Genomic DNA, 22,386 nt, shown 5'->3' on the forward strand with positions numbered 1-22,386 from the left:
GCACGACGCTAATCACCTTTTTTTATACCTTAAACCGCGCCGGCTCCGACATGTGTCGGAGCCGGCGCGGCCAAGCCAATCCAACAAACGACGCGTATCGCGCCGGGCGCGATTTAAGGAATTCAAACACAGATGCATCTGCATATCCTGGGTGTCTGCGGAACCTTTATGGGCGGCATTGCCCTGCTGGCGCGTGCGCTCGGTCACCAAGTGACGGGTTCGGACGCCAACGTCTATCCTCCGATGAGTACCCAGCTCGAGGCGGCCGGCATCGCCCTGATGGAGGGCTATGATCCGAGTCACCTCGAGCCGGCGCCCGATGTGGTGGTGGTCGGCAACGCCATGAAACGGGGCATTCCGGCGGTCGAGTCCATGCTGGATCGCGCTCTGCGCTACTGTTCGGGTCCCGAATGGCTGCGCGAGAATCTGTTGGCCGACCGCTGGGTGCTGGCCGTGGCGGGCACGCACGGCAAGACCACCACCGCGAGTATGCTCGCTTGGGTCCTGGAGGACGCCGGTCTTGCGCCCGGCTTCCTGATCGGCGGCGTGCCGCTGGATTTCGGGCTGTCCGCGCGGCTGGGCTCCGCACCCTTTTTCGTGGTCGAGGCGGACGAGTACGACACCGCCTTTTTCGATAAGCGCTCCAAGTTCGTCCACTATCGACCGAGCACCCTGATTCTCAACAACCTCGAGTTCGACCACGCGGATATCTTCGACGATCTCGGCCAGATCCAGCGCCAGTTCCATCATCTGGTGCGCACCGTTCCGGGTCGCGGCCTGATCGTGCATCCGGGCGCCGAGCCCGCGATCGACGAGGTTCTGGCGATGGGCTGCTGGACCCCCGCAGAGTCCTTCGGCGCGGCGGGGCGGTGGAACGCTCGGCTGCTCGCACCGGACGGCTCACGCTTTGAAGTGATGCTCGACGCTCGGCCGCTGGGCGAGGTCGACTGGGGTCAGACGGGTCTGCACAACGTGAACAACGCGCTCGCCGTCTTGGCCGCAGCCCGCCATGCGGGTGTTCCTGTCGGTGCCGGGATCGCTGCCCTGAGCAGGTTCAAGGGTGTGAAGCGTCGCATGGAGCTGCGCGGCGAGGTCGCGGGTGTGCGTGTCTACGACGACTTTGCCCATCATCCGACGGCCATCGAGACGACGCTGCAGGGTTTGCGCCGTCGTGTCGGCGAGCAGCGCATACTCGCCGTGCTCGAGCCGCGCTCCAACACCATGCGTCTGGGTGTTCACAATCGCGAGCTGGCCGCCTCGCTCGATGCGGCCGATCGGGTGTTCGTCTTCGCACCTGCGGACCTGGGTTGGGATGCCGCGGCCGTCTTCGCGGGGCTTGCGCAGCGTGCGGCGGTGCATGCGGATCTCGACGCACTCGCCGCCGCGGTGGTCGCCGAGTGTCGTGCGGGCGATCAGGTGTTGGTCATGAGCAACGGCGGTTTCGGCGGGATCCACCAAAAGCTCCTGGACGGTCTGGCGCGGGCGCGCTAGGGACGACGGATCACGCATGTCCGAACCGCTTCAAGATTGGCCCAAGACGATCACGGTCGCCTTGACCGGGGCCTCCGGATCCCAGTACGGGCTGCGTCTGGTCGAGTGTCTGCTCGCCGCCGGGATGCGGGTCTATCTGCTGATCTCCCAAGCCGGGCAGGTCGTGCTGAAGATGGAGGCAGATCTGGAGGTGCCGGCCCGGCCGGCCGAGGCGGAGGCCTTCTTTCTGAATTACTTCGAGGCGCAACCGGGACAGCTGCGTGTCTTCGGTCGCCAGCAGTGGACCGCGCCGGTCGCGAGCGGCAGCAACCCGCCCGATGCCATGGTCATCTGCCCCTGCACGACAGGCACACTGGCGAGCATCGCTGCAGGTGTCTCGACCTCGCTCATCGATCGCGCGGCGGATGTGACCATGAAGGAGTCACGCAAGCTGATCCTGGTGATCCGCGAGACACCCTTCACGGCCATCCACTTGGAAAACATGCTGCGTCTTGCGCGCGCCGGTGCGGTGATCATGCCGGCCAATCCCGGGTTCTACTTCAAGCCCACGCGGGTGGAGCAGATCGTGGATTTCATGGTGGCGCGAATCCTGGATCATCTGGACGTGCCGCATCGGCTCACGGCACGTTGGGGCGAGTAGCGCCGCGATCACGGGACGGACGTACCGAGCATTTTCGAAGTCCGCCCAACGCTCGGACAGTCGGCCGTATTGGAACTGCCACTTGAGAAGATGGGCGGGCAGCACGCGCAAACGGTTGACCAGATCATGTCGCTGACTCCTGCCCATGTCGTCCAGCTCCCGGCTCGGTGAATCGCCGCTGGCGCAGCAGGGCGGCTGTCCGCGCTGCCCAGGCGGAATAGTCCTGCTCGTACAGTCGGTCCAGGTCGCTCATCGGAAAACCTTCCTTTACCTCATCGATCGGGGGCCGCGTTCATCCACCTGCCAGCCTTGCTGATCGGCGCTGTAGGGGGGTAAGCGCAGCGCGGTCCACCAGCGTTGGCGCGGGGCTCCACAGCGCTTGTCCACACTGGAAACGGGCAAGTGTTCTCTGAGCCGCATCCGGGCTTATTCAGCCGCGCCGACTCCAGCGGTTGTCAAGTCCCCCGGGACCGATGCCATCCAAAAACGTCGCATACCGCGCCGGGCGCGGTTTAGATCCTCAGCAGCAACCGCGCCGGATCCTCCAACGTCTCCTTGATGCTGACCAGGAACTGCACCGCTTCGCGTCCGTCGATGATCCGGTGGTCGTAGGTCAGGGCCAGATACATCATGGGTGCGATCTTGATCTCGCCCTTATCGGCGATCGGACGCTCCTGGATCTTGTGCATCCCCAGGATGGCGCTCTGCGGCGGGTTGAGGATGGGTGTGGAGAGCAGCGAGCCGAAGACCCCGCCGTTGGTGATCGAGAAGGTGCCGCCCGTGAGCTCTTCGTAGCTGAGGCTTCCGTTCTGCGCCTTTTCTCCGAAGGCGACGATGCCCTGCTCCACATCGGCCATGCTGAGCTGATCGCAGTTGCGCAAGATCGGGACGACCAGGCCGCGCGGTGAGCTGACCGCGATGCCGATGTCGTAATAACCGTGATAGATGATGTCGTCCCCGTCCACCGAAGCGTTGATCACCGGGAAGCGTTGCAGTGCCTCCACCGCGGCCTTCACGAAAAAGGACATGAAGCCGAGCCGAACCCCGTGGGTCTTCTCGAACTGGTCCTTGTAGCGGCTGCGCAGCGCGAGAACGGCCTTCAGATCGACCTCGTTGAAGGTGGTCAGCATGGCCGCATTCTGCTGGGCCTGGACCAAACGCTCGGCGACGCGGGCACGCAGACGGGTCATGGGAACCCGCTGCTCGGGGCGGCCGGCCTCGCCGGTGAGGCTCGGGCTGGGTGGGGGCGACGCGGGCGTCAAATCCGGGTGTTTTGCCGGCGCTGTCTGCTCGCGCTCGTCGAGATAGGCGATGACGTCGGCCTTGTGGATACGCCCGTCGCGGCCGGTTCCCGGGATCGCGTGCGGGTCGAGATTCAGCTCCTTCACCAGGCGGCGCGCAGCGGGGGCGACCTGTGGCTCGGTGCCGGCCGGCGCGACCTTCGTCGGGCTCGGCGATGCGGCTTTGGCCGGTGCGGCGGCAGGTGCGGCCTTGGCCGGCGGCGGCGATGTCTCGCGTGCCGGCGGTGTTGCGCCGGCGCCGCTCGCCTCGATCAGCGCCAGCACGGCATCGGACGCGACGACATCGCCCTCGTTGGCCATGATCTCGCCGAGGATGCCGTCGATCGGCGAGGGGACCTCGAGCACGACCTTGTCGGTTTCCAGATCGACCAGGTTCTCCTCGCGCTTGACCGGATCGCCCGGGCGTTTGTGCCAGGTTGCGACGGTCGCGTCGGCAACCGACTCGGGGAGGGCGGGGACACGGACTTCACTGCTCATTGTGGCGGGATCCTTTTATTCATGCTGGGGTTGAAGTGCCCGGTCAGGGCCTCGTCGATCAACCGTTCCTGCTGCTCGACATGCGCGGCGCGGTGGCCGACGGCCGGTGCGGCGGAGGATGGACGGCCGACATAGTAAGGCCGCTTGCCGTCCTGCATCAGGTTGTGGAAGCGATGTTTGATCTGGTCCCAGGCGCCTTGGTTCTGCGGCTCCTCCTGGCACCAGATGATCTCTTCGGTCGCGGCGTAGGCCTCGAGCGCGCGGTCGAAGTGCTCCTTGGGGAAGGGATACAGCTGCTCGATGCGGATGATGGCGACATTCGTCAGGCCACGCGCACGCCGCGCCTCGAGCAAATCGAAGTAGACCTTACCGCAGCAGAAGACCACGCGCTCGGTCTGCGCGGGCTCGATCGGGTCGATCTCCGGGATCACCGTCTGGAAATGACCGCTGATCAGCTCGTCGAGCGCGGAGACCGCGAGACGATGGCGCAGCAGGCTCTTGGGTGTCATGACGATCAGTGGCTTGCGATAGTCGCGGACGATCTGGCGGCGCAGCAGGTGATACATCTGAGCGGGCGTGGTCGGCACGCAGACCTGGATGTTGTGCTCGGCGCAGAGTTGCAGGAAACGCTCCAGACGGGCTGATGAATGCTCGGCGCCCTGGCCCTCGAGTCCGTGCGGAAGCAGCATCACGAGCCCGCAGCACAGCCCCCATTTGGTCCCGGCCGAGGTGATGAACTGATCGATGACCACCTGGGCGCCGTTGGCGAAGTCCCCGAACTGGGCCTCCCAGAGTGTCAACGCGTTCGGCTCCGCGGTTGCGAAACCGTATTCGTAGGCCAGCACCGCCTCCTCGGACAGGAGCGAGTCGATCGCGATGAAGGCACCCTGATGCTCGCCGATGTGCTGCAGCGGGGTGTAGGCGTTGCCGGTCACTTGGTCGTGGATCTTGGCGTGGCGATGGAAGAATGTCCCGCGCCCGGCGTCTTGTCCGGACAGGCGCACCGGGGTGCCCGCGTCGAGGAGGGTGGCGTAGGCCAGATTCTCCGCGAAGCCCCAGTTGAGGAGTTGATCCCCTTGGGCCATCTTGCGCCGCTCCTCCCACAGCTTCTCGACCCGGGGGTGGAGTTCGAAGCCCTCGGGCACGCGCAGCATGGCGTCGCCGAGCTCGCGGAGCTTCTCGACCTGGACACCCGTGTCGACGTCTTGATCCCAGTCCGTGCCACGGCAGAAGCCCCAATCGACGCGGTAGGCATGGTCGAGCCCGCACAGGACCGGGCGTGCGACCACCACGCCTTGCTCGATGGAGTCGCGATAATCCGCAACCATGGCATCGGCGTCTTCCTTGGAGAGGATACCGTCGGCGACCAGGCGATCGGCATAGACGGCACGCGGGGTCGGATGCCGGCGGATCTTCTTGTACATCATCGGCTGAGTGACCGCGGGCTCGTCGGCCTCGTTGTGCCCGAGACGTCGGTAACAGACCAGGTCGATGATGACATCCTTGTGAAACTGGTTGCGGAAGTCCAGCGCCATGCGCGTGACGAAGATGACGGCCTCCGGATCGTCGCCGTTCACGTGAAAGACCGGCGCCTGGACCATCTTGGCGACATCGGTGCAGTAGAGCGTGGAGCGCGTGTCGAGCGGGTTGCTGGTCGTGAAGCCGATCTGGTTGTTGATGACGATGTGCACAGTCCCGCCGGTGGCGTAGCTGCGCGTCTGCGAGAGCTGGAGCGTTTCCATGACCACGCCTTGGCCGGCGAAGGCGGCGTCGCCGTGGATGAGCACGGGCAGGACCTGATCGCCGCTGCGGTCGTGGCGCCGCCGCTGGCGCGCGCGCACCGAGCCCTCGATCACTGGGTTGATGATCTCGAGATGCGAGGGATTGAAGCCCAATACCAGATGGACGATGCCGCCGGGGGTGTCGATGTCGGTGGCGAAGCCCATGTGATACTTCACGTCGCCGGCCATCTGGCGCCAATTCATCTGGACCCGGCCCTCGAACTCGTCGAAGATGTCCTGAGGCGGTTTGCCGAAGATGTTGGTCAGCACGCTGAGCCGCCCGCGATGGGCCATGCCGATGACCATCTCCTTCTGGCCCTTACGTCCGGCGCGCTGGATCAGCTCGTCCAGCATCGGGATAAGAGCGTCGCCGCCTTCGAGCGAAAAGCGCTTTTGGCCGACATAGCGCTGGTGGAGATACTTCTCGAAGCCCTCGGCGGCGGTCAGCAGGGTCAAGAGCCAACGCCGATCGGCGGTGTCGATCTCGGGTATCGCGCGATAACCCTCGAGCCGCTTCTGGATCCAGCGCTTCTCCTGAGTGTCGGTGATGTGCATGTACTCCGAGCCGACCGTACCGCAGTAGATCTGCTCGATCATCGCGATGATGTCGCGCAGCGGCATGCGATCCGGGGCGTAGAGCGAGCCTGTATGGAACACCTGGTCCATGTCGTCCGGCTCCAGGTTATGGAAGGCCGGATCCAGGTCCGCGATCTTGGGGATGTCGCGCAGCTTGATCGGGTCGAGGTTGGCGACCTGATGTCCGCGGTAGCGGTAGCCGTTGATCAGGGAGAGTACGGCAGCCTGTTTTTCCGCGGCGGCGGGCTCGAGCCGCTCGGTGGATCGTGTGCGAGCGCGCGTACGACTTTCTTGGGCGAGCCGCAGGAAGTTCTCGCGCACCGGGCCGTGCGCGACCTCGTTGGCCGCCTCCTTGTGCATGACATGGAAGCGCTCGCGCCAAGCGAGATCGACGCTCTCCGGGTCCTTTAAATAGCGTTCATAAAGGTCTTCAATAAAGGCTGCGTTGCCGCCGTAAAGGGCGCCGGAACTGCGAAACAGCTCGAGGATTGCGCTCATGCTCGGTGTTGTTTCTCTGGGTTGATTTTATACGTGGATCATCGATGTTTATAACACAAGTCCCGAAGTGCTTGGCAAGGCGGTTCAGGCCAACCGGCGTCGCGCGACAAGGACCGGGCAAACATCATCGCCGATCCTCGGGTCTGTCGTCTCCTCCGCCGTGATCGACGGGGCCGGCGCTCACATGGACATGCACGACTCCGCGGCGGACCTGAGCGAGCGTAAGCGTCGTCGTATCCGCTTGGCGCGGCTCGAAGCCGATATCGCCTACTTCCAGGCGCGCCTGGAGATGATCGGCGAGCCGAAGACCGCGAATCAACTGACCCAGCGCAAGGCGTTCATGCTTTTGCTCGAAACGGTCTCGACCAAGGTCGCGCAGGTCCGGCGCGCGCGACCGGTTTGATCGGGGATCGGCAAACTTTCCACTCGCTCGTCCACCCCGCGGGCTGGGCTTACCGCGCAAGAGCGACGATCGAGTCCATTCCGAATGACTGAATCCGAATGTAAGAATTTAATGATGTTTCATTCGATCCGAAGCGCACCTCGCCTTGACCGTTGTTCATTGAGACGGGCGATTCCGCATCACCACGGCGCATGACGAGAGTGCACCGCAGGGCGATCTCCAGCTCGAGGGGTTTCAATTCATGTGCACCTTCGTCATTCTGCGCCGTCCGGGTCATGCCTGGCCGGTCTTGATCGCGGCCAATCGCGACGAGATGCGCACACGGCCGAGCCGCCCGCCGGGCCGACATTGGCCGGACCGCCCGGAGATGCGTGCCGGGCTCGATTTGGAGTCCGGCGGGAGCTGGCTCGGGGTCAATGATCATGGCCTTGTCGCCGCGGTCATGAACCGTCAGGGGACGCTCGGGGCGCTGCCCGGCAAACGCAGTCGCGGCGAGCTGGTCTTGGAGGCGCTCGACCATGCCGAGGCCTGCGAGGCAGCCGGGGCGCTGGCGGATCTGGATCCCGCGGCCTATCGACCCTTCAATCTGGTGGTGGCCGATCCGCGATCGGCCTATTGGCTGCGTCACGGAGGGGACGACGCCATCGGCGTCCACCCGATCGTCCCCGGTCTGCACATGTTGAGTGCGAGCGAGCTCGACGATCTCGGTGAGCCGCGCATCGCCGAATATCTCCCGCGGTTCGTCGCGGCGCAGACCCCGGATCCCGATGCCGACGATTGGGCGGCCTGGCGGAACCTACTTGCATCGAATCAAGGTCCGGCATCGCATCCGGGTCGCCCGGATGCGGGACCCGAGGACGCCATGACGTTCGATCGACCCGACGGGTTCGGTACGCGATCCTCGGCGCTGATCGCCATCCCGCTCTATCCGGGTTACGGCAGCTGGCCGATCTGGCTGCATGCGGAGGGGCGGCCGGATGAAGCCCAATTCCTCCGCGTCCCCAACTAAACTGGGTCCCGAGTGGGGCGGGATGGCTCGGTTTGCGGCCCCTGGTGGACACCTCCGGATCCGCGCTGAACGCAGTTTAGGAATTTAAAAACAATTCTTTAAACTGCGTCCGTTCCGTCGTTCGTGGGTGCCTGCTGCCTTGACAGACGGTTTGAGCAGCCCTGTTGCTGCGAGACGCGGTTTAGCCGGTTCGAATCCCCGCGTCGGCTGTGACACAATCCCACCCTTTCGCCGCCGACGTGGTCCAGTGGTCTCGTCCGCGCGGGCGTGATCGTACGTCACTGTTTTCGATTCAGTCTCCGATCGAGACCCCCTTTAGGATCCACCATGTCGAACATCATCCGTATCGCCACCCGTAAATCTCCCTTGGCCATGTGGCAGGCCGAGCATGTGTCCGGGTTGCTGACCAAGCTCCATCCCGGCCTCGAGATCCAGATCGTCGGCATGACCACCAAGGGCGACAAGATCCTCGATGCGCCATTGGCGAAGGTGGGCGGCAAGGGCCTTTTCGTGAAGGAGCTCGAGCAGGGTATGTTGGAGGGCGTGGCCGATATCGCCGTGCACTCCATGAAGGACGTCCCGGTGGAGTTCCCCGAGGGTCTCCATCTTGCCGTCATCATGGATCGCGAGGATCCGCGCGATGCCTTCGTGTCGAATCGCTTCGAGGGCCTCGATGATCTCCCGCAAGGCGCCTGTGTCGGCACCTCGAGCCTGCGTCGCCAGTGTCAGCTCGCCGACCGCCGTCCCGACCTGCGCATCGAACCCTTGCGCGGCAACGTCAATACCCGTCTCGCCAAGCTCGATGCCGGCGAGTACGACGCCATCATCTTGGCCGCCGCCGGGCTGATGCGATTGGGTTTCGAGTCGCGGATCCGCAGCAGGATCACACCCGAGGACAGCCTGCCCGCGATCGGGCAGGGCGCGATCGGCATCGAGTGTCGCAGCGAGGATCCGCGCACCAATGCTCTGATCGCGCCCCTGCATCACCGCGACACCGCGGACCGGGTGCTCGCCGAGCGGGCGATGAATGCGCGTCTGCACGGCGGCTGTCAGGTTCCGATCGCCGGCCATGCACTGATCGAGGGCGATCATCGACTCGTCCTCAAGGGGTTGGTGGGGACGCCGGACGGATCCCGGATCCTGCGCGCCGAATCCGAAGGACCGCGCGAGGACTGGGAGGCGATCGGCACGCGAGTCGCCGACGCTCTGCTCGCCCAAGGTGCCGGCGAAATCCTGAGTGCACTGCAGGAGCCGTGATGTCCGCGCCCTGTGATCTCGGCGGACGCGGCGTCTTGGTGACCCGGCCCGCGGCCCAAGCCGACGGGCTCTGCCGGCTGATCGAGGCGGCCAACGGTTGCGCGATCCGCGTGCCGAGCATCGAGATCGCGCCGGTCGCCGATCCGCGCGAGGCGGCCGCGCTGCTGGCGCAGTCCTGGGACATGCTCTATTTCGTCAGCCCGAACGCGGTTGAGCAGGCGCTCGCCTTGGTGCCGGACGGATCCTGGTCAGGCGCCGCCAAGGTCGCTGCCGTCGGGCGAGCAACCGCACAGGCGCTGACCGACGCGGGGCGTGCACCGGAGCTGGTCCCGGAACAACGCTTCGACAGTGAGACCCTGCTCGCGATGCCCGAGCTGGCCGACATGCGCGGCCGTCGTGTCCTGATCGTCCGCGGCGAAGGCGGACGTGCCCTGTTCGCCGATACGCTACGTGCGCGCGGCGCCGAGGTACGCTTTGCCGAGGTCTACCGTCGCCTGCGTCCGGCGTTCGATCCCGCTCCTCTGCTGTCGCGCTGGATCGAGACCGTCGCCGCGGTCACCGCGACCAGCGACGAGATCATGCTGAATCTGATGGAAATGCTCGGTCCCGCGGGCCGTGCCTCCCTGCTCGCCACGCCCTTGGTGGTCGTGGCGGAACGCACTGCGGAGAAGGCCCGAAGGTTGGGTTTCGTCCAGGTCGAGGTCGCCGAGCGCGCCGAGGATGCAGCAATCATGCGGGCCTTGTGTGCGCTGAATCCGGCCCCCGCCGATTGACTGCACGAGGCTGCCGCTAGGGATCGGATCCGGGGTCGGTCGCCTCCGCAGCTGCGCCCTTCGGCTCGGCGTCGTCACGGTGGCCCAGCCAGCGGGCGAGGGTCCGGTAGAGCTTACCGGTGTCGATCGGCTTGGCCAGGTGGTCGTTCATTCCCGCCTCTCGGGCATCGTTCCGATCGGCCTCCATCACCGCCGCCGAGAGTGCGATGATCGGCAGATCGGGACGCACCGGACGAATTCGTCGGGTGGCCTCGAAGCCGTCCATGATCGGCATCTGCAGGTCCATGAGGATCAGGTCGAAGTCTCGCGTCGTCGCCAGCTCGACCGCTTCGCCGCCGTGCTCGGCCAGGGTCACGACGGCGCCCGTGCGCTGAAGCATGCGTTTTGCGACCTCCTGGTTCAGTGCATTGTCTTCCACCAGCAGAATCTCCGCACCGGCAAACGAGGGCGCCGCTGCTCGGGTCGGTCGCGAGGGCTTGGCGGGTTGCGGCCTTTCACCCTGGGCTTCGAGCAGAGTGTCGAGCAGGGCCGAGGCGGTCACGGGTTTGCCCAGGAAACCGTTGAGCCCCGAGCGGTCTTGCGGCAGATCGTCGCGGTTATAGCCGCTGACGATGATCGCCGGGGTCTCGGTACCGGTCAGGATGCCCTCTTTGCGCAACCGGTACAGCTCCCGGACGGCCTCCAGCCCGTCGAGCTCGCCGGGCATCTTCCAGTCCATCAGGATGACATCGAAGGGCATGCCGATCCGCTCGGCCTCGATGACGGCCTGCACCGCAGCGGCCCCGCTCGCGGTCTCCTCGACCCGGCATCGCCAACTCTCGAGGATCTCGCGGAGCACGGTTCTGGCGACGGCGTGGTCGTCGACGACCAAGACTCGAGCGCCCGCGATCTGTCGTGCATCGCGCGGGTCGGTGTCCTCCTGCGAGACCGGCAGGACCAGATCGAATGAAAAGACACTCCCCTCGCCGGGCGAGGAGACGACCGCGAGTTCGCCACCCATGCGTTCGACCAGCTTTCGGCTGATGACCAATCCCAGGCCCGTGCCGCCGTATTTGCGTGTCGTGGAGCTGTCGGCTTGCGAAAAGGCTCGGAATAGGCGCTCGATCTGTCCTGCGTCCATGCCGATCCCGGTGTCCGACACCTGGAAACGCAGGCGTACCTGATCGTAATCTCCGCCCAGTCGCGTGATCCGGACCTCGACGGTCCCCTGCTCGGTGAATTTGAGCGCATTGGCAAGCAGGTTGGTCAAGACCTGACCCAGGCGCAGCGCATCGCCGAGCAGGGTCCGCGGGATCTCGGGGGACACGCGGAAGACCAGCTCGAGACCCTTCTCGCCCGCCGCCGAGCCGAAGAGTGTGGCCATTTGCTCGAGAAGTTGGTCGATTCGAAACGGACAGGACTCCAGCTCCAACTTGCCCGCTTCGATCTTGGAGTAATCCAGGATGTCGTTGATGATGCCGAGCAGCAGACGCGAGGAGTCGTGAATCTTGCCCAGATAGTCGCGCTGCTCGTCGTTCAGATCCGTTCCCAACAGGATCTGGCTCAGCCCGATGACGGCGTTCATCGGTGTGCGGATCTCGTGGCTCATGTTCGCCAGGAACTCGCCCTTGAACCGGCTGGCGGCCTCCGCTTGCTCGCGGCTGAGTCGCAGGGATTCCTCCGTTTCACGTCGTTTCTGAACGTTCACGAGCATCTGCGCGAACACCGTCAGCAGTCGCCGCTCGGTATCGGAATAGCGATGGTGTTTGCGCACCGAATCGAAACCCACGAACCCTCGGCACCGCTGCCCGTCCATCCTCGGTACGGCGATCGCGCTTTTGATTCCTTGGGGCTCGAGCACCTGTCTGACGCTGCTCTCGGGTGCAAGCGAAAGCACGTCGGGGACGTAGACGGTGCCTCCTGCCCGATGGGTCGCGACCCAATCGTCGATCAGGACGGTCGGAACGGCCTGCAAGGTGCCGATCTGCGACTCGATCCCGGGCGCGCACCATTCGTGGGTATTGATAACGATGTGCCGTTCGGCATCGTAGTCGAAGAGGTAGGCCCGATCCGCGCCGACGAAATCGCCCAGATGCCCCAGCGAGGTCTCGATGACCGAATCGACCCGGTCCGGCGGCAGACTGATATAGGTTGCGGAGATCTCCATCAAGAGATCCTGTAAGCGGGTCTCTCTCTGCAGCGCCTTTTCGCTGTCCTGAAGGCGGGCGAAGGTGTCCAGACGCTTGAGGGTGCTGCCGATGACCTGCACGAGAAGCTGTAGCAGACCGAGGTCGCTTTCCGCCCACGTATGTCCGGGGCGAAAGGTCTCGAAGCCGACGAAGCCGCCGAGCCGGCCGCCGCTGTCGACCATCGGCAGGCAGAAGAGCGACTGGATGCCTTGAGCAAGAAGCTCCGCTTTCTCGGCTGCCGCCTCGTCGGGCAGGGCGGCTACGTCGGGGATCAGGACCGGCTCGCCTGCTGCCATCCGAGCCTTCCACCAAGGGATCCCCTCGACCGGTTGGTCCTGCGCACGTCCCATCCCGCATGCGATGCCCGGGGCACACCACTCGTGGGTGTTGGTCATGCGCGCGCCGTCCTCCGAGAAACGGAACAGGTAGGCCCGCTCGACCTCGAGGAGCTCGCCCAGCCTTTCGAGTGCCTGATCGAGAATGGCGTCGAAGTTCTCCGGGCGGGCCCTCGCGAAACGAGCGGAGATCGCGGCTGCAGCGCTTTCCAGCTTCAGCCGTCGCGCGGTCTCGGCCTGCGCTTGCTTGGGCCCGGTCACGTCGCGTGCAGCGGCATAGATCAGCTCCCCGCTGGGGAAGGAGCGCCACTCGATCCAGCGGTAGCCGCCGTCCCGGCTGCGGTAGCGGTTCTCGAAATCCAGGATCGTCCCCTGTGCATCGAGGTGCCCGTGTGCCGCGCTCGTCGCCTCGCGGTCGTCGGGATGCACGAAATCGAGGAAGCGACGTCCTTCCAATTCCTCGGGCGGGTAGCCGAGGGCGCGCTCCCATTCCGGATTGACGCGCAGGAAGACGCCATCGGCGCTCAAGATGCAGAACATGTCGAGTCCGGTCATGAAGAACCGGTTGAGTTCCTCCGTACGGGCGTTGACCAGACCGACCAAACCCGCATGGCGACGCGCCAGCACAGCGACCACGAGCGCGAGTGCGGCCGTCAGGGCGAGTCCGGTGAGCGCCGTGATCCATCCCGCCCTGACGGGATGCCTGCTCATGAACTCCGGACCCGCGTAGGCCGTCACCGCGAAGACTTCACCGAAGATCGGAATGAGGCGGGTCAGCGACGGCCCGACGGGCAGCAGGCCATTCGGATTCCAATCCGATGCGAGCGGCTCGAAGTCTCCCGAGCGGTGTAGATAAGCGATCTGCAGGCGCGTGGCCTTGTCCGGTCCGTCGCTCAGCACAAGGGTGCCCATGCGCAACGCGGCGGCGACAACACCGCGGACATCGCCCGAGTCGCCGAAGACCGGTTGAAAGACACGGATACCCTTCGGGCTCCCTGGCTCCAGCACGAAGGTGATGGGTTCGCTTGCCGTGGGCAGGTGGCTGAGTGTTGCCGCCTCGATGGCGGCACGGCGTTGTGGATCCGCAGCAAGGTCGAAACCGAACACCTGGACGTTGGCTGTCGTGGACGGCGCGACGAAGAGGACGGGGTAGTGATTGTCGCCATCCGTCACGGGTGCGCGCCCCCTCTGTACGTCCTCTTGCCAGATCCGCACGTCCCCGATGCCGGCGGCCTCCGCCCGTGCGCCGAAGTCATCCCGGTCCGCTGCGTCCACCCGCGGCGCCCAACCCCATGCGCGTACGGCGGGATTGTCGGTGAGATAGGTCGTGTAGCGGGCAAAGTCCTCCGCAGTGACGACCGCCGAACTCTCGATGAAGCTCGCCAACCCCTCCAGCTCGGTGTCGCGCAGGTTGCGCAAGGTTCCGGCGATCGCCTCGGTACGCGCGCTCGCCAATTGGGCGAATGACCAGTCGCGGGCATGGCCCTCGCGTAGATGGGTTGTCCATGCAGCGAAGAGGGTCAAGGCGAGCCCCAAGATCAGGGCCAGTGCCGGCTCCAGGTGCCGTAACCGGTGCGCGACACGCGCGTCGAGCCGGGCGCGCCCGAGCAGCAAGGCCGTACCCGTCAGTAGGATCAAGATCAGCGCGAGCGTCAGTACAAGTGTCGGCACGGTGGCCTTCGCGAGTTCGACCCGCCAGGTGCGCGCATCCACGTCGATGCCGAGCACGGCCACGACGCCGTCTTGGACGGCCTGGCTCGGCTCGAAGAGCGGCGCCTGGGCCGAGACCCAGGTCCCCCAACGGTCGACGAGCGGTCCTTCCACATGCTCGTCGCCGGTCGCGAAGACCCCCCGCTCGCCCTCGGACGCCTCCGCATAGATGTCGCCGGGCGGCGAGTAATCCTCGGAATCGGGTGGCTCGTTGTCCACGAAGATGAACAACTGCCCATCCGCCCGACGGCCCATCAGATAGACGAACCGGTAGCGCGGATCGGTCCGCGCGATGTCGGAGAGTTGCTTCTTGAGACGCTGATATTCGGGTTTTTCGAGGTCGGAGAGGTCGGCCGAGAGGGTGGTGATACGCTCGACGTTCAGCGATTGCGCCAAGAGCCGCGTCTCCAGGAGCAAGCGCTCCTTCATCTCGCGATCCGCCAGCGCGACCGACCACCAGGCTCCGAGCGATCCGATGATCAGTACCGACAGCGCCAAGGCGATCGCCGCGCGCATCAACAGGCGCCGCGATCCGCAGCCGGAGGTGCCGATGCTTCGGAGGAGTGTTTTGCGGGTCAAGAGGGTCTCGGTCCGGATCGGGTCATGTACCGGCGCGGCGTCGCGATTGCACGGAGCGGATTCGAGACAGGCGGCTCCGACGATCGCAGATCGGGCGCGCAGACAGCGATTGTGCGCCCCGTTGCCGGCCGATTCGTGTCATCCCGATCAGGACGCACCCACCACACGATCCCTGCCCCCTTCTTTGGCTCGATAGAGCCTTTGATCCGCGATCTCGACAAGGCCGTCGACATCCTGCCCCGCATATTCGCACACACCGCTGCTGACGGTGACCCGAAGCCCGTTCTGACTCCAGGTCAGCGCCTTCACTGCGCTGCGAATACGCTCGGCAACCTCGATGGCCACGGTGGCGCAAGCATGCGGCAGGATCACGAGGAACTCCTCGCCCCCGTAACGGCCGCTGACATCGACGTCGCGCACGCATGTGCGCAAGGTCGAGGCGACCTTCACCAGGACCTCGTCCCCCACACGATGCCCGAAGGTATCGTTGATCGTCTTGAAGGCATCCAGGTCGAGCAGGATGACCGAGAGCGCGTCGCCGTAGCGTCTGGCGCGCTCGATCTCCTCGGCGAGCTTCTGAAGAAGATAGCGTCGGTTGTAGGCCCCGGTCAGGCCATCCGTCAACGAGGCCATGCGCAGCTCTTGTTGGGTCGCCTTCAACTCCGAGATGTCGGCCAAGGAGACGATCCGGCTCGAGACGCCCGAAAACCGAATCGGTATGGCCGAGACCACGGCCCAGCGTCGACTCAGGTCTCGGGTCAGGATCTGCGTCTCGCGCTGCTCGCCGATCCCGGCGGGGAGGCCGTCGGCGGCGAGTGCCTCCCAGGCTGCGCTGTTCAGGCGTCCGGTGCTGTCGGGCTCCAAGGCGAGATAGGTCTTGGCCGCTTGGTTGGCTTGAGTGACCCCTCCCGGGCCGTGCTCGGCCAAAATCATCGGGAAGGGTGCGGCCTCGAACAGGGTACGCAGGTTGGACTCGCTCTCGGCGAGCCTGCGCAACACACGGCTGGCCCCGAACCAGGCGAATCCGATGACCAGGAGCATGGCGCCGCCGACCCACAGGAGCTTGCCGCGGACGCTGCGAACCAGATCGTTCAGGAACTGCGGACTGGAATAAAAGGTGGCGATCCCGACCAGAAGATGGCCGTCCGGGTCGTAAAGCGGGACCTGGGTGACAAAACAGTCCATACACTGCTCGACCCCTCGCGCCAGTTCGAGACTGGCGGTTGGAAGCGTGACCAGATCCTCGTCGAGGACTAGGGTGATCCGTCGCACGAAGGGTGTGCCGGTGGACTCATCCTTGAGCAGCAGCACGGCGTCGAGCTCGGTTCGGATCGCGTTGGCGAGCTCGTCGGGCCGCCCTTCGTTGCGCAGCAGCGTCTCGATTCCGCTGGTCTGGGCCTGGGCGAATGCGCGAGAGCGGCTCTCGGCGTCCGCGCGCAGGGTCGGCTCGATGACCAACACCCAATGCAGCGCGATCAGCGTCGTGAGCAGGATCCCGAGCAGCGCAAAGATCACAGCGAGGTTGCGCTCGAGCGTCAGCGAGAACCGACGGCGTGTGGGCAAGGCCCTGTCGTTCATGCCGGGCTACTCATAGGGGCGTGCGACCTTGAGGAAAAACGGCTTGAACCGAACATCGGCGCGCTCTGCCTGGGGCAGGTTGACGAAAGGGAGGATACGGTCCGCGACATGGATTCCCGCCACGGCGCCGGCCTCCACATCACCCGCGAAGGGGGAGAAGACCAGGGTGCGATGACGCTCCGACCAGCGGCGAAGCCGCTTGCCCCCGACGTTCACGCTGGCGACGAAGATGCCGCCGAGCAGCGAATCGTCCGCGTCCAATGCCTCTGCGCTCAGGGTCTGCACATTCAACGGGATCTCGCGGATCCGGCCGATCCCGCGCAGCGCCGAGGCGGCCTCTCGGGCGATGGTGTCTGACCCTTCGTAAACGACGCGAATCTCGAGCTGTCCGCCGCTCGTGCGCATGTCCTCGAGGTCTTCTACGGCGCCGAGGACGGCGGGAAAGAGCTTGAGCCCGACGCGAAACCGCTGCTCATCCTCCTGCCAGAGCGACTGGGTCCAGCCGTGCGTGGCGACGAGTCCGAGACACAGAAGCAGTGCAGCGCCAAGACACCGGCGGCTGGCTCCTGTGCTCGGCGGCATCGTGTCGGCGCCCCTCAAAAGCGGTAGCCGACGGACAACCACCAGCTCCGCCCGGGTCGGGGATAGCCATCCGGGTAGGGCAGCTCCACCCCGCCGAAGGCGGTCGGCAGATCGGGGTAGCGCACAGCCTCGTCGGTCAGATTCTTGACCCCGAGATGCGCGAACACGCCTGGTCCGCCGCGCTGATAGCTCAGGGTGAGATCCGCCATCGCGTAGCCCGAGACCGAATCGCGCGGGTCGGATTCGGGGCGGCTTCGATCGCCGACGTAGCGCAGCTGCAGCGCCGCGGTCCAGGGATCGAGCGGGCGCCAAATGACGGCCAGATTGGCCAGCGTATCGGTGCCGCCGGGCAGCGGTCGGTCGGTCTCGCGCGAGAGCGTATTCACGTAGGAGAGATTCGCGTCGACCTTCACGCGGGGACCGAGGCGGACCTCGTATTCCAGCTCGACACCGCGCAGACGCGCATCCGCGCTGTTGATGAACCCCGCGTCGTCGTCACCGAAGACGATCGGATCGGCGAGGTCGGACTGAAACAGGATCAGACGTCCTTCCCAGCGGGATTGCTTGAGGATGTAGCCCAGCTCGTAGGTCGCGATCGCCCCGGCAGCGATGGACTCGCGGCCCGGATATTCCCGCTCGTAGAAGGTCGGCGGTCGAAACGCTTGGGCGTATTGGATCTTGAGGATGTTGGCCTCGTCGATGCGCCAGACGGCGGCCAGACGGGGTGTGAGGAAGGCGCCGAGGTCGCTGTAGTCGTCCAGACGCAGCGCCGCCGTGACCGTGACGCGCTCGCTTGCGCGGATCTCGTCCTGGAGGATCGCGCTGAGAATCCGTCGGTCGAGGTCCGTATCCAGCCAGGTTTCGGGGACCTCGAACGGCAGGTTGGCCCAGCTCCAGCTCGCTCGGTCGACCTGCACCTGGCTGGCCTCCAATCCCAGCAGGAGTCCATGCCGGTCCCAACCGCGCCAGTGCAGATCCGCAGCCCCGAGGTAGCGTGTCTCGCGGTAGTCCTGATCCATGAAGACCGGTTGCGTGTCGAAATAACTCGGCGGGAAGACGTAGAGCCGATCGCGTGTGCGCTCGTATTGCAGCGTCTCGAGCCGGATCCGTGCATCCAGCGCATCCGACAGCAGGAGGTCTTGGGCGATTTGAGCCGAGAGATAGCGCTGACCGGAGACGAGTCGGTCATCCGACGGCGGCAGGAAGTGATTGACCCCGAAATGATCGCCGTAGTCGTCGTCCAGGATCTTGATCGCCAGAGAGGTCTTGCGCCAGCGCAGATCGGCGAAGGCCCCGCGATAGCGGCTTGCTTCGTTCGACGGGCCGGGTGCGTTGGAGAGCTCGGGCTCGCCGATCGCGTAGAGTGCATCCTCGCGGACGGCGACGCCGCCGTTGCCGGCAAGTCCGGCCAGATTGATCGAGGCGGTCAGATCGCGCTGCGGGTCGCTCCAGTGCCAGATCGCGCCCCCGCCGGCAGCGACGCGCTCGTTGGCCTGAGCGTGGATCGTGCGATCGCTTTGCCGGGTGATGACGTTCACCACGCCGGCGAAGGCATACTCGCCATGCACCGAGGAGCCGGGTCCACGGATGACCTCGATGCGCTCGATCTGCTCGATGGGGATGTTCAGGACCGGGTTCGCGGTGGCGAACAGGGTCGAGTTCATCGACACACCGTCGAGCAGAAACTTGATGTTCCCCGAGGCATAGCCGAAGCCGACGCCGCGGCTCAGGACCTGGCGCTCACCCGTCATCTCGAGCCCTTGGCTGATGCCGGGGACCAGCGAGAGCGCCTCCCAGACCGTGCGCGCTCCGCGGGCGAGCATGTCGGTTCCGGACAGGATCGTCGCCATACCGGGGACGAAGTCCGCGTTCATCCCGCTGCGGGTCGCCAGCTCGGTCTCCTGCTCGAGGAGACTGAGCAGATCGCCGAGCGGAGCCTCGTCGGGATCGGGCGAGGATTGCGTGGCGAGCGCTTCGCCCCCTGCGAGGATCATGACCAGCATCCACACGGCGAGACCGTGCGGCGCGACGCCGATGTGTGACCTTCTGGACGGCACGACAGCCAAGCCTCCGTGCTCCGAGCGCGAGCGGTACTGCGTTGATGCAACCGACAGCTTCGACATCGGCAAGGTCCGTCGTGATGCGAGCATCCCCGCTGACTGTGGCGACTGCCCGCGACGACGGCGGAGCAGCTCGACCCTGGTGGCCGGAGAGGCACTATGATGTCGGCAGAAAACCATCCGCCTTGAGTTTACCGATCACGGCAGCGATGACCTCGCTGATCATGGTCTGCTCGGAGCTCGGATCCAGGGTGTCGGAGCGACCGGACCAGACCAGCGTTGCGCGTCCCGCGTCGTAGAGATTGGTCTCGAGTCGAAGCGCGGGATACTTGGCGTAATAACCGGGTGCGGTGACCTCGCTCAGGATGTGACCATAATACGGGTAGAGGCGGCCGTAAAGGCTCGGAACCACATGGGTGCGTGCACCGCTCGGCACGGCCTCCGGGTTCTCGCCCGCAAGGTAGGTGACGATGACCCCGTCGGCCCCGGATCGTCCGACGGCCTCCTGCACCGCCCGCGCCCGGCCGACATCGCGATCCGAGAGCAGGGTATGCGCCGCACGGGCCTGGACGCCGGCAGCTTTCAGGGCTTCGACGAAATTGTCCTCGTAGGCGCGGCGCACGATCGGGTTGGTGGAGACGCCGAAAACGATCAGGTCGCGATACGGCGTCGGCGGTATCCCGGGCGCGATCCAGGTCGTGCTCAAGGGGCCGGGCGCACAGCCGAGGTTCAGCAGGACGGCAAGGCCGAACGCCACGGCAAGCCGGATAGGGCGCATAAGCGGTTGCTCCGAGATCGCGAAGAGGTCCATCGGGCGCGGGAGTGTGCCCCGCTGCGAGCGGCAGGACAAGCTCAGGCCGCCCCGGCGTCCTTCGACTCGGGCACCTTGGTGTCGGTGGCGTATTCGAAGGCGTCCGAAAACATGCGATCTCGGTCGAGACCCGCGGCCTCGAAGGCGATACGCCCGGCCTCGACCATGACGGGCGGTCCGCTCATGTAGAGATCGAATCCGCTCGGGTCCGGGTGATCCTCGAGGACGGCCATGTGAACGAATCCGGTGCGTCCCTGCCAATCCGGATCCGGCTCCGAGAGCACCGGGACAAAGCGGAAGGAGGGCAGTTGCTTCGACCAGATTGCCGGCAGATCGGTCAGGTAGAGGTCGCGCTGCGCACGTACGCCCCAATAGAGATCGATGGGGCGGTCGAGTCCGATATGGATCGCGTGCTCGATCATCCCTTTCAGCGGGGCGAACCCGGTGCCTCCGCCCATCAGGATGATCGGGCGATCCGAGTCCTCGCGAAGCACGAAGGTCCCCATCGGTCCCTGGATGCGTAGGATGCTCTTCTCGGGCATGCTCTCGAAGACATAGGCGGTAAACTCGCCGCCGGGGACATGCCGGACATGCAGCTCGAGTTCCGCGTCGTCGTGGGGCGCATTGGCGATGGAGAAGGCCCGCCGCCGGCCGTCGCGCAGGATAAAGTCCAAGTACTGGCCGGCGAGGAATTGCAGTCGTTGGTTCTCCGGCAGCTTCAGGAAGAGGCGCATGACGTCGTGGTTCAGGCGCTCCTTGCGCGAGACCCGACAGGGCAGCGTGCGGACCTCGATGTGTGCGACCGACGGGACCTCGCGCACGCGCAACAGCAGATCGCAAGCCGGCACGGCCTGGCAGGTCAGGCAGGTGTCCTCGGGCTGGCCTTCGAGCGCATCCGTCCGGCCGCTCGGGTAGTCGACCCGGCCCTCGAGCAGATGGACCGCACAGGATCCGCACTTGCCGTCTCGACAGCCGTAAGGCAGGCCGACGCCTTGGCGCAGCGCGGCAGCAAGGATGGTTTCGTCCCGCTCGACATCGAAGCGATGTTCCGCGGGGAGGGTTCGAATCGTGAAGCTCATGTCGTGATTAAACCGCGTCCGAAGTCATTAGGCGATGGTTTTGGTTTGGCCCGGCCTCATCTTTACCTGCGGCCGGGGTAGAGACGCGGTTTCATGATTGATTTTTCGATTCTTTGACGCGCGTCTGAGCCGAGGTGTCGGGTACTCTCGACGCCATGATGCCCGGTGCAATGCGGGTTTGCGCCGCGCACGCGATTCAACCATCTTGAGGCATCTCATGCCGCTTTCGCAAACATGAGGCAGGTCGGATGATGAACGAGCAAATCGTCGTCGGGTGTGGATATGTAGGCACTCGTCTTGCCTGCCAATACCGCGAGCAGGGCGAGGCCGTCACCGGCATCGTGCGGTCCGACGCCGGGGTTGCTCGGCTTGAGCAGCTCGGCATCAAGGGCTTACGCTACGATCTCGCGGCCGGTAACATCGGCGATCTCGGGCTCGCCGAGGCGCGGGTCTTTCATTTCGCGCCGCCGCCGGGGAGCGGGGTTCAAGACACTCGTACACGACATCTCGTCGATGTCTTCGAGCGCTACGGTCATCCGCGGCGCGTTGTCTATATCAGTACGACGGGCGTCTACGGCGATTGTGCGGGTGCCTGGATCGACGAGACACACCCGGTCGCACCTGTTGCGGCCCGCTCGCAAAGGCGCCTGGATGCCGAGGAGACGCTGCGCCGTTGGAGCGCGGCGAGCGGCCGGGATCTGGTGATCCTGCGCGTCGCGGGCATCTACGGCCCCGACCGATTGCCCCTGGAGCGCCTGCGGGCGGGTGCACCCATGGTCAGGCCGGAGGATTCGCCCTACACCAACCGGATCCATGTCGATGACCTGGTCGCGGCCTGTATCGCAGCGATGGAGCGGGCGCCGTCGGGTGCGCTCTACAACGCCTGCGACGGTCATCCGAGCACCATGACGGACTATTTTCTCGACGTGGCCGCCGCTGCGGGGTTGCCGAGCCCGCCCTTGATCGGCCTCGAGGAGGCCGCCGATCGCCTCTCCGAGGGCATGCTCTCCTACCTGAGCGAGTCGCGTCGTTTGCGCAACGATCGGCTGCGCGAAGGATTGGGTGTCGTGTTTCGTTACCCGTCGTTGGCCGAGGGTCTGCGCGGGATCTTCTAGAGGATCCGCGTGTGCGTATCCTCGGACGCTTTTGGCGGATATGATTCGAGCGTGCAGCGCTCGTCGCAGAGGCGTTGCACCCGGTCACGCGGGACACTTCGGTCATCCACGGCCGAGCTGCCTGCTCGGTGCTCGATGCGACCTTGAGCCCGGGCATGATCGG

At 65.4% G+C, this 22,386-nt stretch carries 15 protein-coding genes and 1 pseudogene; 7 read left to right on the plus strand and 9 right to left on the minus strand.

Features of this window, described 5'->3' with window-relative positions:
- The first annotated feature begins 132 nt into the window (after positions 1–132).
- On the plus strand, positions 133–1,491 hold the full coding sequence (gene mpl / locus B4N44_RS00855) for a UDP-N-acetylmuramate:L-alanyl-gamma-D-glutamyl-meso-diaminopimelate ligase (RefSeq protein WP_296695783.1): 1,359 nt from the start codon (positions 133–135) through the stop codon (positions 1,489–1,491).
- Between the two features lie 16 nt (positions 1,492–1,507).
- On the plus strand, positions 1,508–2,131 hold the full coding sequence (locus B4N44_RS00860; RefSeq protein WP_296695785.1) for a flavin prenyltransferase UbiX: 624 nt from the start codon (positions 1,508–1,510) through the stop codon (positions 2,129–2,131).
- Positions 2,132–2,185: 54 nt separating this feature from the next.
- Here B4N44_RS00860 and B4N44_RS19850 read toward each other — a convergent pair.
- The 3 genes and pseudogenes from B4N44_RS19850 to B4N44_RS00870 form a co-directional block, all read right to left on the minus strand.
- Positions 2,186–2,278 (minus strand): annotated as a pseudogene (locus B4N44_RS19850) (DUF29 family protein); the annotation flags it as partial.
- 365 nt (positions 2,279–2,643) lie between these two features.
- The gene (odhB, locus tag B4N44_RS00865; RefSeq protein WP_296695787.1) at positions 2,644–3,909 is read right to left on the minus strand and encodes a 2-oxoglutarate dehydrogenase complex dihydrolipoyllysine-residue succinyltransferase; all 1,266 of its coding nucleotides are present in this window, start codon (positions 3,907–3,909) and stop codon (positions 2,644–2,646) included.
- Positions 3,906–6,764 (minus strand): 2-oxoglutarate dehydrogenase E1 component, encoded by a 2,859-nt coding sequence (locus tag B4N44_RS00870; protein WP_296695788.1) that lies wholly within the window; start codon positions 6,762–6,764, stop codon positions 3,906–3,908. The genes odhB and B4N44_RS00870 overlap by 4 nt, the downstream gene beginning before the upstream one ends.
- A gap of 184 nt (positions 6,765–6,948) precedes the next feature.
- On the opposite strand from B4N44_RS00870, the gene B4N44_RS00875 reads away from it, so the two are divergent.
- The 4 genes from B4N44_RS00875 (at position 6,949) to B4N44_RS00890 (ending at position 10,206) form a co-directional block, all read left to right on the plus strand.
- On the plus strand, positions 6,949–7,167 hold the full coding sequence (locus tag B4N44_RS00875; RefSeq protein WP_296695790.1) for a hypothetical protein: 219 nt from the start codon (positions 6,949–6,951) through the stop codon (positions 7,165–7,167).
- A gap of 241 nt (positions 7,168–7,408) precedes the next feature.
- Positions 7,409–8,176, plus strand: a complete 768-nt coding sequence (locus B4N44_RS00880) for an NRDE family protein (protein ID WP_296695791.1) — start codon at positions 7,409–7,411, stop codon at positions 8,174–8,176.
- A gap of 327 nt (positions 8,177–8,503) precedes the next feature.
- Complete coding sequence (gene hemC, locus B4N44_RS00885; protein ID WP_296695793.1) at positions 8,504–9,433, plus strand: hydroxymethylbilane synthase; 930 nt, start codon at positions 8,504–8,506, stop codon at positions 9,431–9,433.
- The gene (locus B4N44_RS00890) at positions 9,433–10,206 is read left to right on the plus strand and encodes a uroporphyrinogen-III synthase (RefSeq protein ID WP_296695794.1); all 774 of its coding nucleotides are present in this window, start codon (positions 9,433–9,435) and stop codon (positions 10,204–10,206) included. Before hemC ends, B4N44_RS00890 begins: the two co-directional genes overlap by 1 nt.
- 16 nt (positions 10,207–10,222) lie before the next feature.
- Here B4N44_RS00890 and B4N44_RS00895 read toward each other — a convergent pair whose 3' ends face one another.
- The 6 genes from B4N44_RS00895 to B4N44_RS00920 form a co-directional block, all read right to left on the minus strand.
- Positions 10,223–14,998 (minus strand): response regulator, encoded by a 4,776-nt coding sequence (locus tag B4N44_RS00895; RefSeq protein WP_296695797.1) that lies wholly within the window; start codon positions 14,996–14,998, stop codon positions 10,223–10,225.
- 147 nt (positions 14,999–15,145) lie between these two features.
- Complete coding sequence (locus B4N44_RS00900; protein ID WP_296695799.1) at positions 15,146–16,576, minus strand: GGDEF domain-containing protein; 1,431 nt, start codon at positions 16,574–16,576, stop codon at positions 15,146–15,148.
- Positions 16,577–16,582: 6 nt separating this feature from the next.
- The gene (locus B4N44_RS00905; RefSeq protein ID WP_296695802.1) at positions 16,583–17,158 is read right to left on the minus strand and encodes a hypothetical protein; all 576 of its coding nucleotides are present in this window, start codon (positions 17,156–17,158) and stop codon (positions 16,583–16,585) included.
- Positions 17,159–17,172: 14 nt separating this feature from the next.
- Positions 17,173–19,281, minus strand: a complete 2,109-nt coding sequence (locus B4N44_RS00910) for a TonB-dependent receptor plug domain-containing protein (RefSeq protein WP_296695805.1) — start codon at positions 19,279–19,281, stop codon at positions 17,173–17,175.
- 94 nt (positions 19,282–19,375) lie between these two features.
- A complete protein-coding gene (locus tag B4N44_RS00915; RefSeq protein WP_296695807.1) occupies positions 19,376–19,996 on the minus strand; it encodes a hypothetical protein in 621 nt (206 codons plus the stop codon).
- Positions 19,997–20,070: 74 nt separating this feature from the next.
- A complete protein-coding gene (locus B4N44_RS00920) occupies positions 20,071–21,108 on the minus strand; it encodes a CDP-6-deoxy-delta-3,4-glucoseen reductase (RefSeq protein ID WP_296695810.1) in 1,038 nt (345 codons plus the stop codon).
- Between the two features lie 248 nt (positions 21,109–21,356).
- Here B4N44_RS00920 and B4N44_RS00925 point away from each other — a divergent pair, with 248 nt between their 5' ends.
- On the plus strand, positions 21,357–22,223 hold the full coding sequence (locus B4N44_RS00925) for an SDR family oxidoreductase (protein ID WP_296695812.1): 867 nt from the start codon (positions 21,357–21,359) through the stop codon (positions 22,221–22,223).
- Positions 22,224–22,386 lie beyond the last annotated feature (163 nt).

This window comes from Thiocapsa sp. UBA6158 (assembly GCF_002423035.1).
In the GTDB taxonomy this organism is placed as follows: Bacteria; Pseudomonadota; Gammaproteobacteria; order Chromatiales; family Chromatiaceae; genus Thiocapsa.

Excerpts from the sequence above, each read along its gene's own strand:
- mpl (WP_296695783.1), top strand. The coding sequence starts at position 133 with ATGCATCTGCATATCCTGGGTGTCTGCGGAACCTTTATGGGCGGCATT.
- B4N44_RS00860 (WP_296695785.1), top strand. The coding sequence starts at position 1,508 with ATGTCCGAACCGCTTCAAGATTGGCCCAAGACGATCACGGTCGCCTTG.
- odhB (WP_296695787.1), bottom strand. The coding sequence starts at position 3,909 with ATGAGCAGTGAAGTCCGTGTCCCCGCCCTCCCCGAGTCGGTTGCCGAC.
- B4N44_RS00870 (WP_296695788.1), bottom strand. The coding sequence starts at position 6,764 with ATGAGCGCAATCCTCGAGCTGTTTCGCAGTTCCGGCGCCCTTTACGGC.
- B4N44_RS00875 (WP_296695790.1), top strand. The coding sequence starts at position 6,949 with ATGGACATGCACGACTCCGCGGCGGACCTGAGCGAGCGTAAGCGTCGT.
- B4N44_RS00880 (WP_296695791.1), top strand. The coding sequence starts at position 7,409 with ATGTGCACCTTCGTCATTCTGCGCCGTCCGGGTCATGCCTGGCCGGTC.
- hemC (WP_296695793.1), top strand. The coding sequence starts at position 8,504 with ATGTCGAACATCATCCGTATCGCCACCCGTAAATCTCCCTTGGCCATG.
- B4N44_RS00890 (WP_296695794.1), top strand. The coding sequence starts at position 9,433 with ATGTCCGCGCCCTGTGATCTCGGCGGACGCGGCGTCTTGGTGACCCGG.
- B4N44_RS00900 (WP_296695799.1), bottom strand. The coding sequence starts at position 16,576 with ATGAACGACAGGGCCTTGCCCACACGCCGTCGGTTCTCGCTGACGCTC.
- B4N44_RS00905 (WP_296695802.1), bottom strand. The coding sequence starts at position 17,158 with ATGCCGCCGAGCACAGGAGCCAGCCGCCGGTGTCTTGGCGCTGCACTG.
- B4N44_RS00910 (WP_296695805.1), bottom strand. The coding sequence starts at position 19,281 with ATGTCGAAGCTGTCGGTTGCATCAACGCAGTACCGCTCGCGCTCGGAG.
- B4N44_RS00915 (WP_296695807.1), bottom strand. The coding sequence starts at position 19,996 with ATGCGCCCTATCCGGCTTGCCGTGGCGTTCGGCCTTGCCGTCCTGCTG.
- B4N44_RS00920 (WP_296695810.1), bottom strand. The coding sequence starts at position 21,108 with ATGAGCTTCACGATTCGAACCCTCCCCGCGGAACATCGCTTCGATGTC.
- B4N44_RS00925 (WP_296695812.1), top strand. The coding sequence starts at position 21,357 with ATGATGAACGAGCAAATCGTCGTCGGGTGTGGATATGTAGGCACTCGT.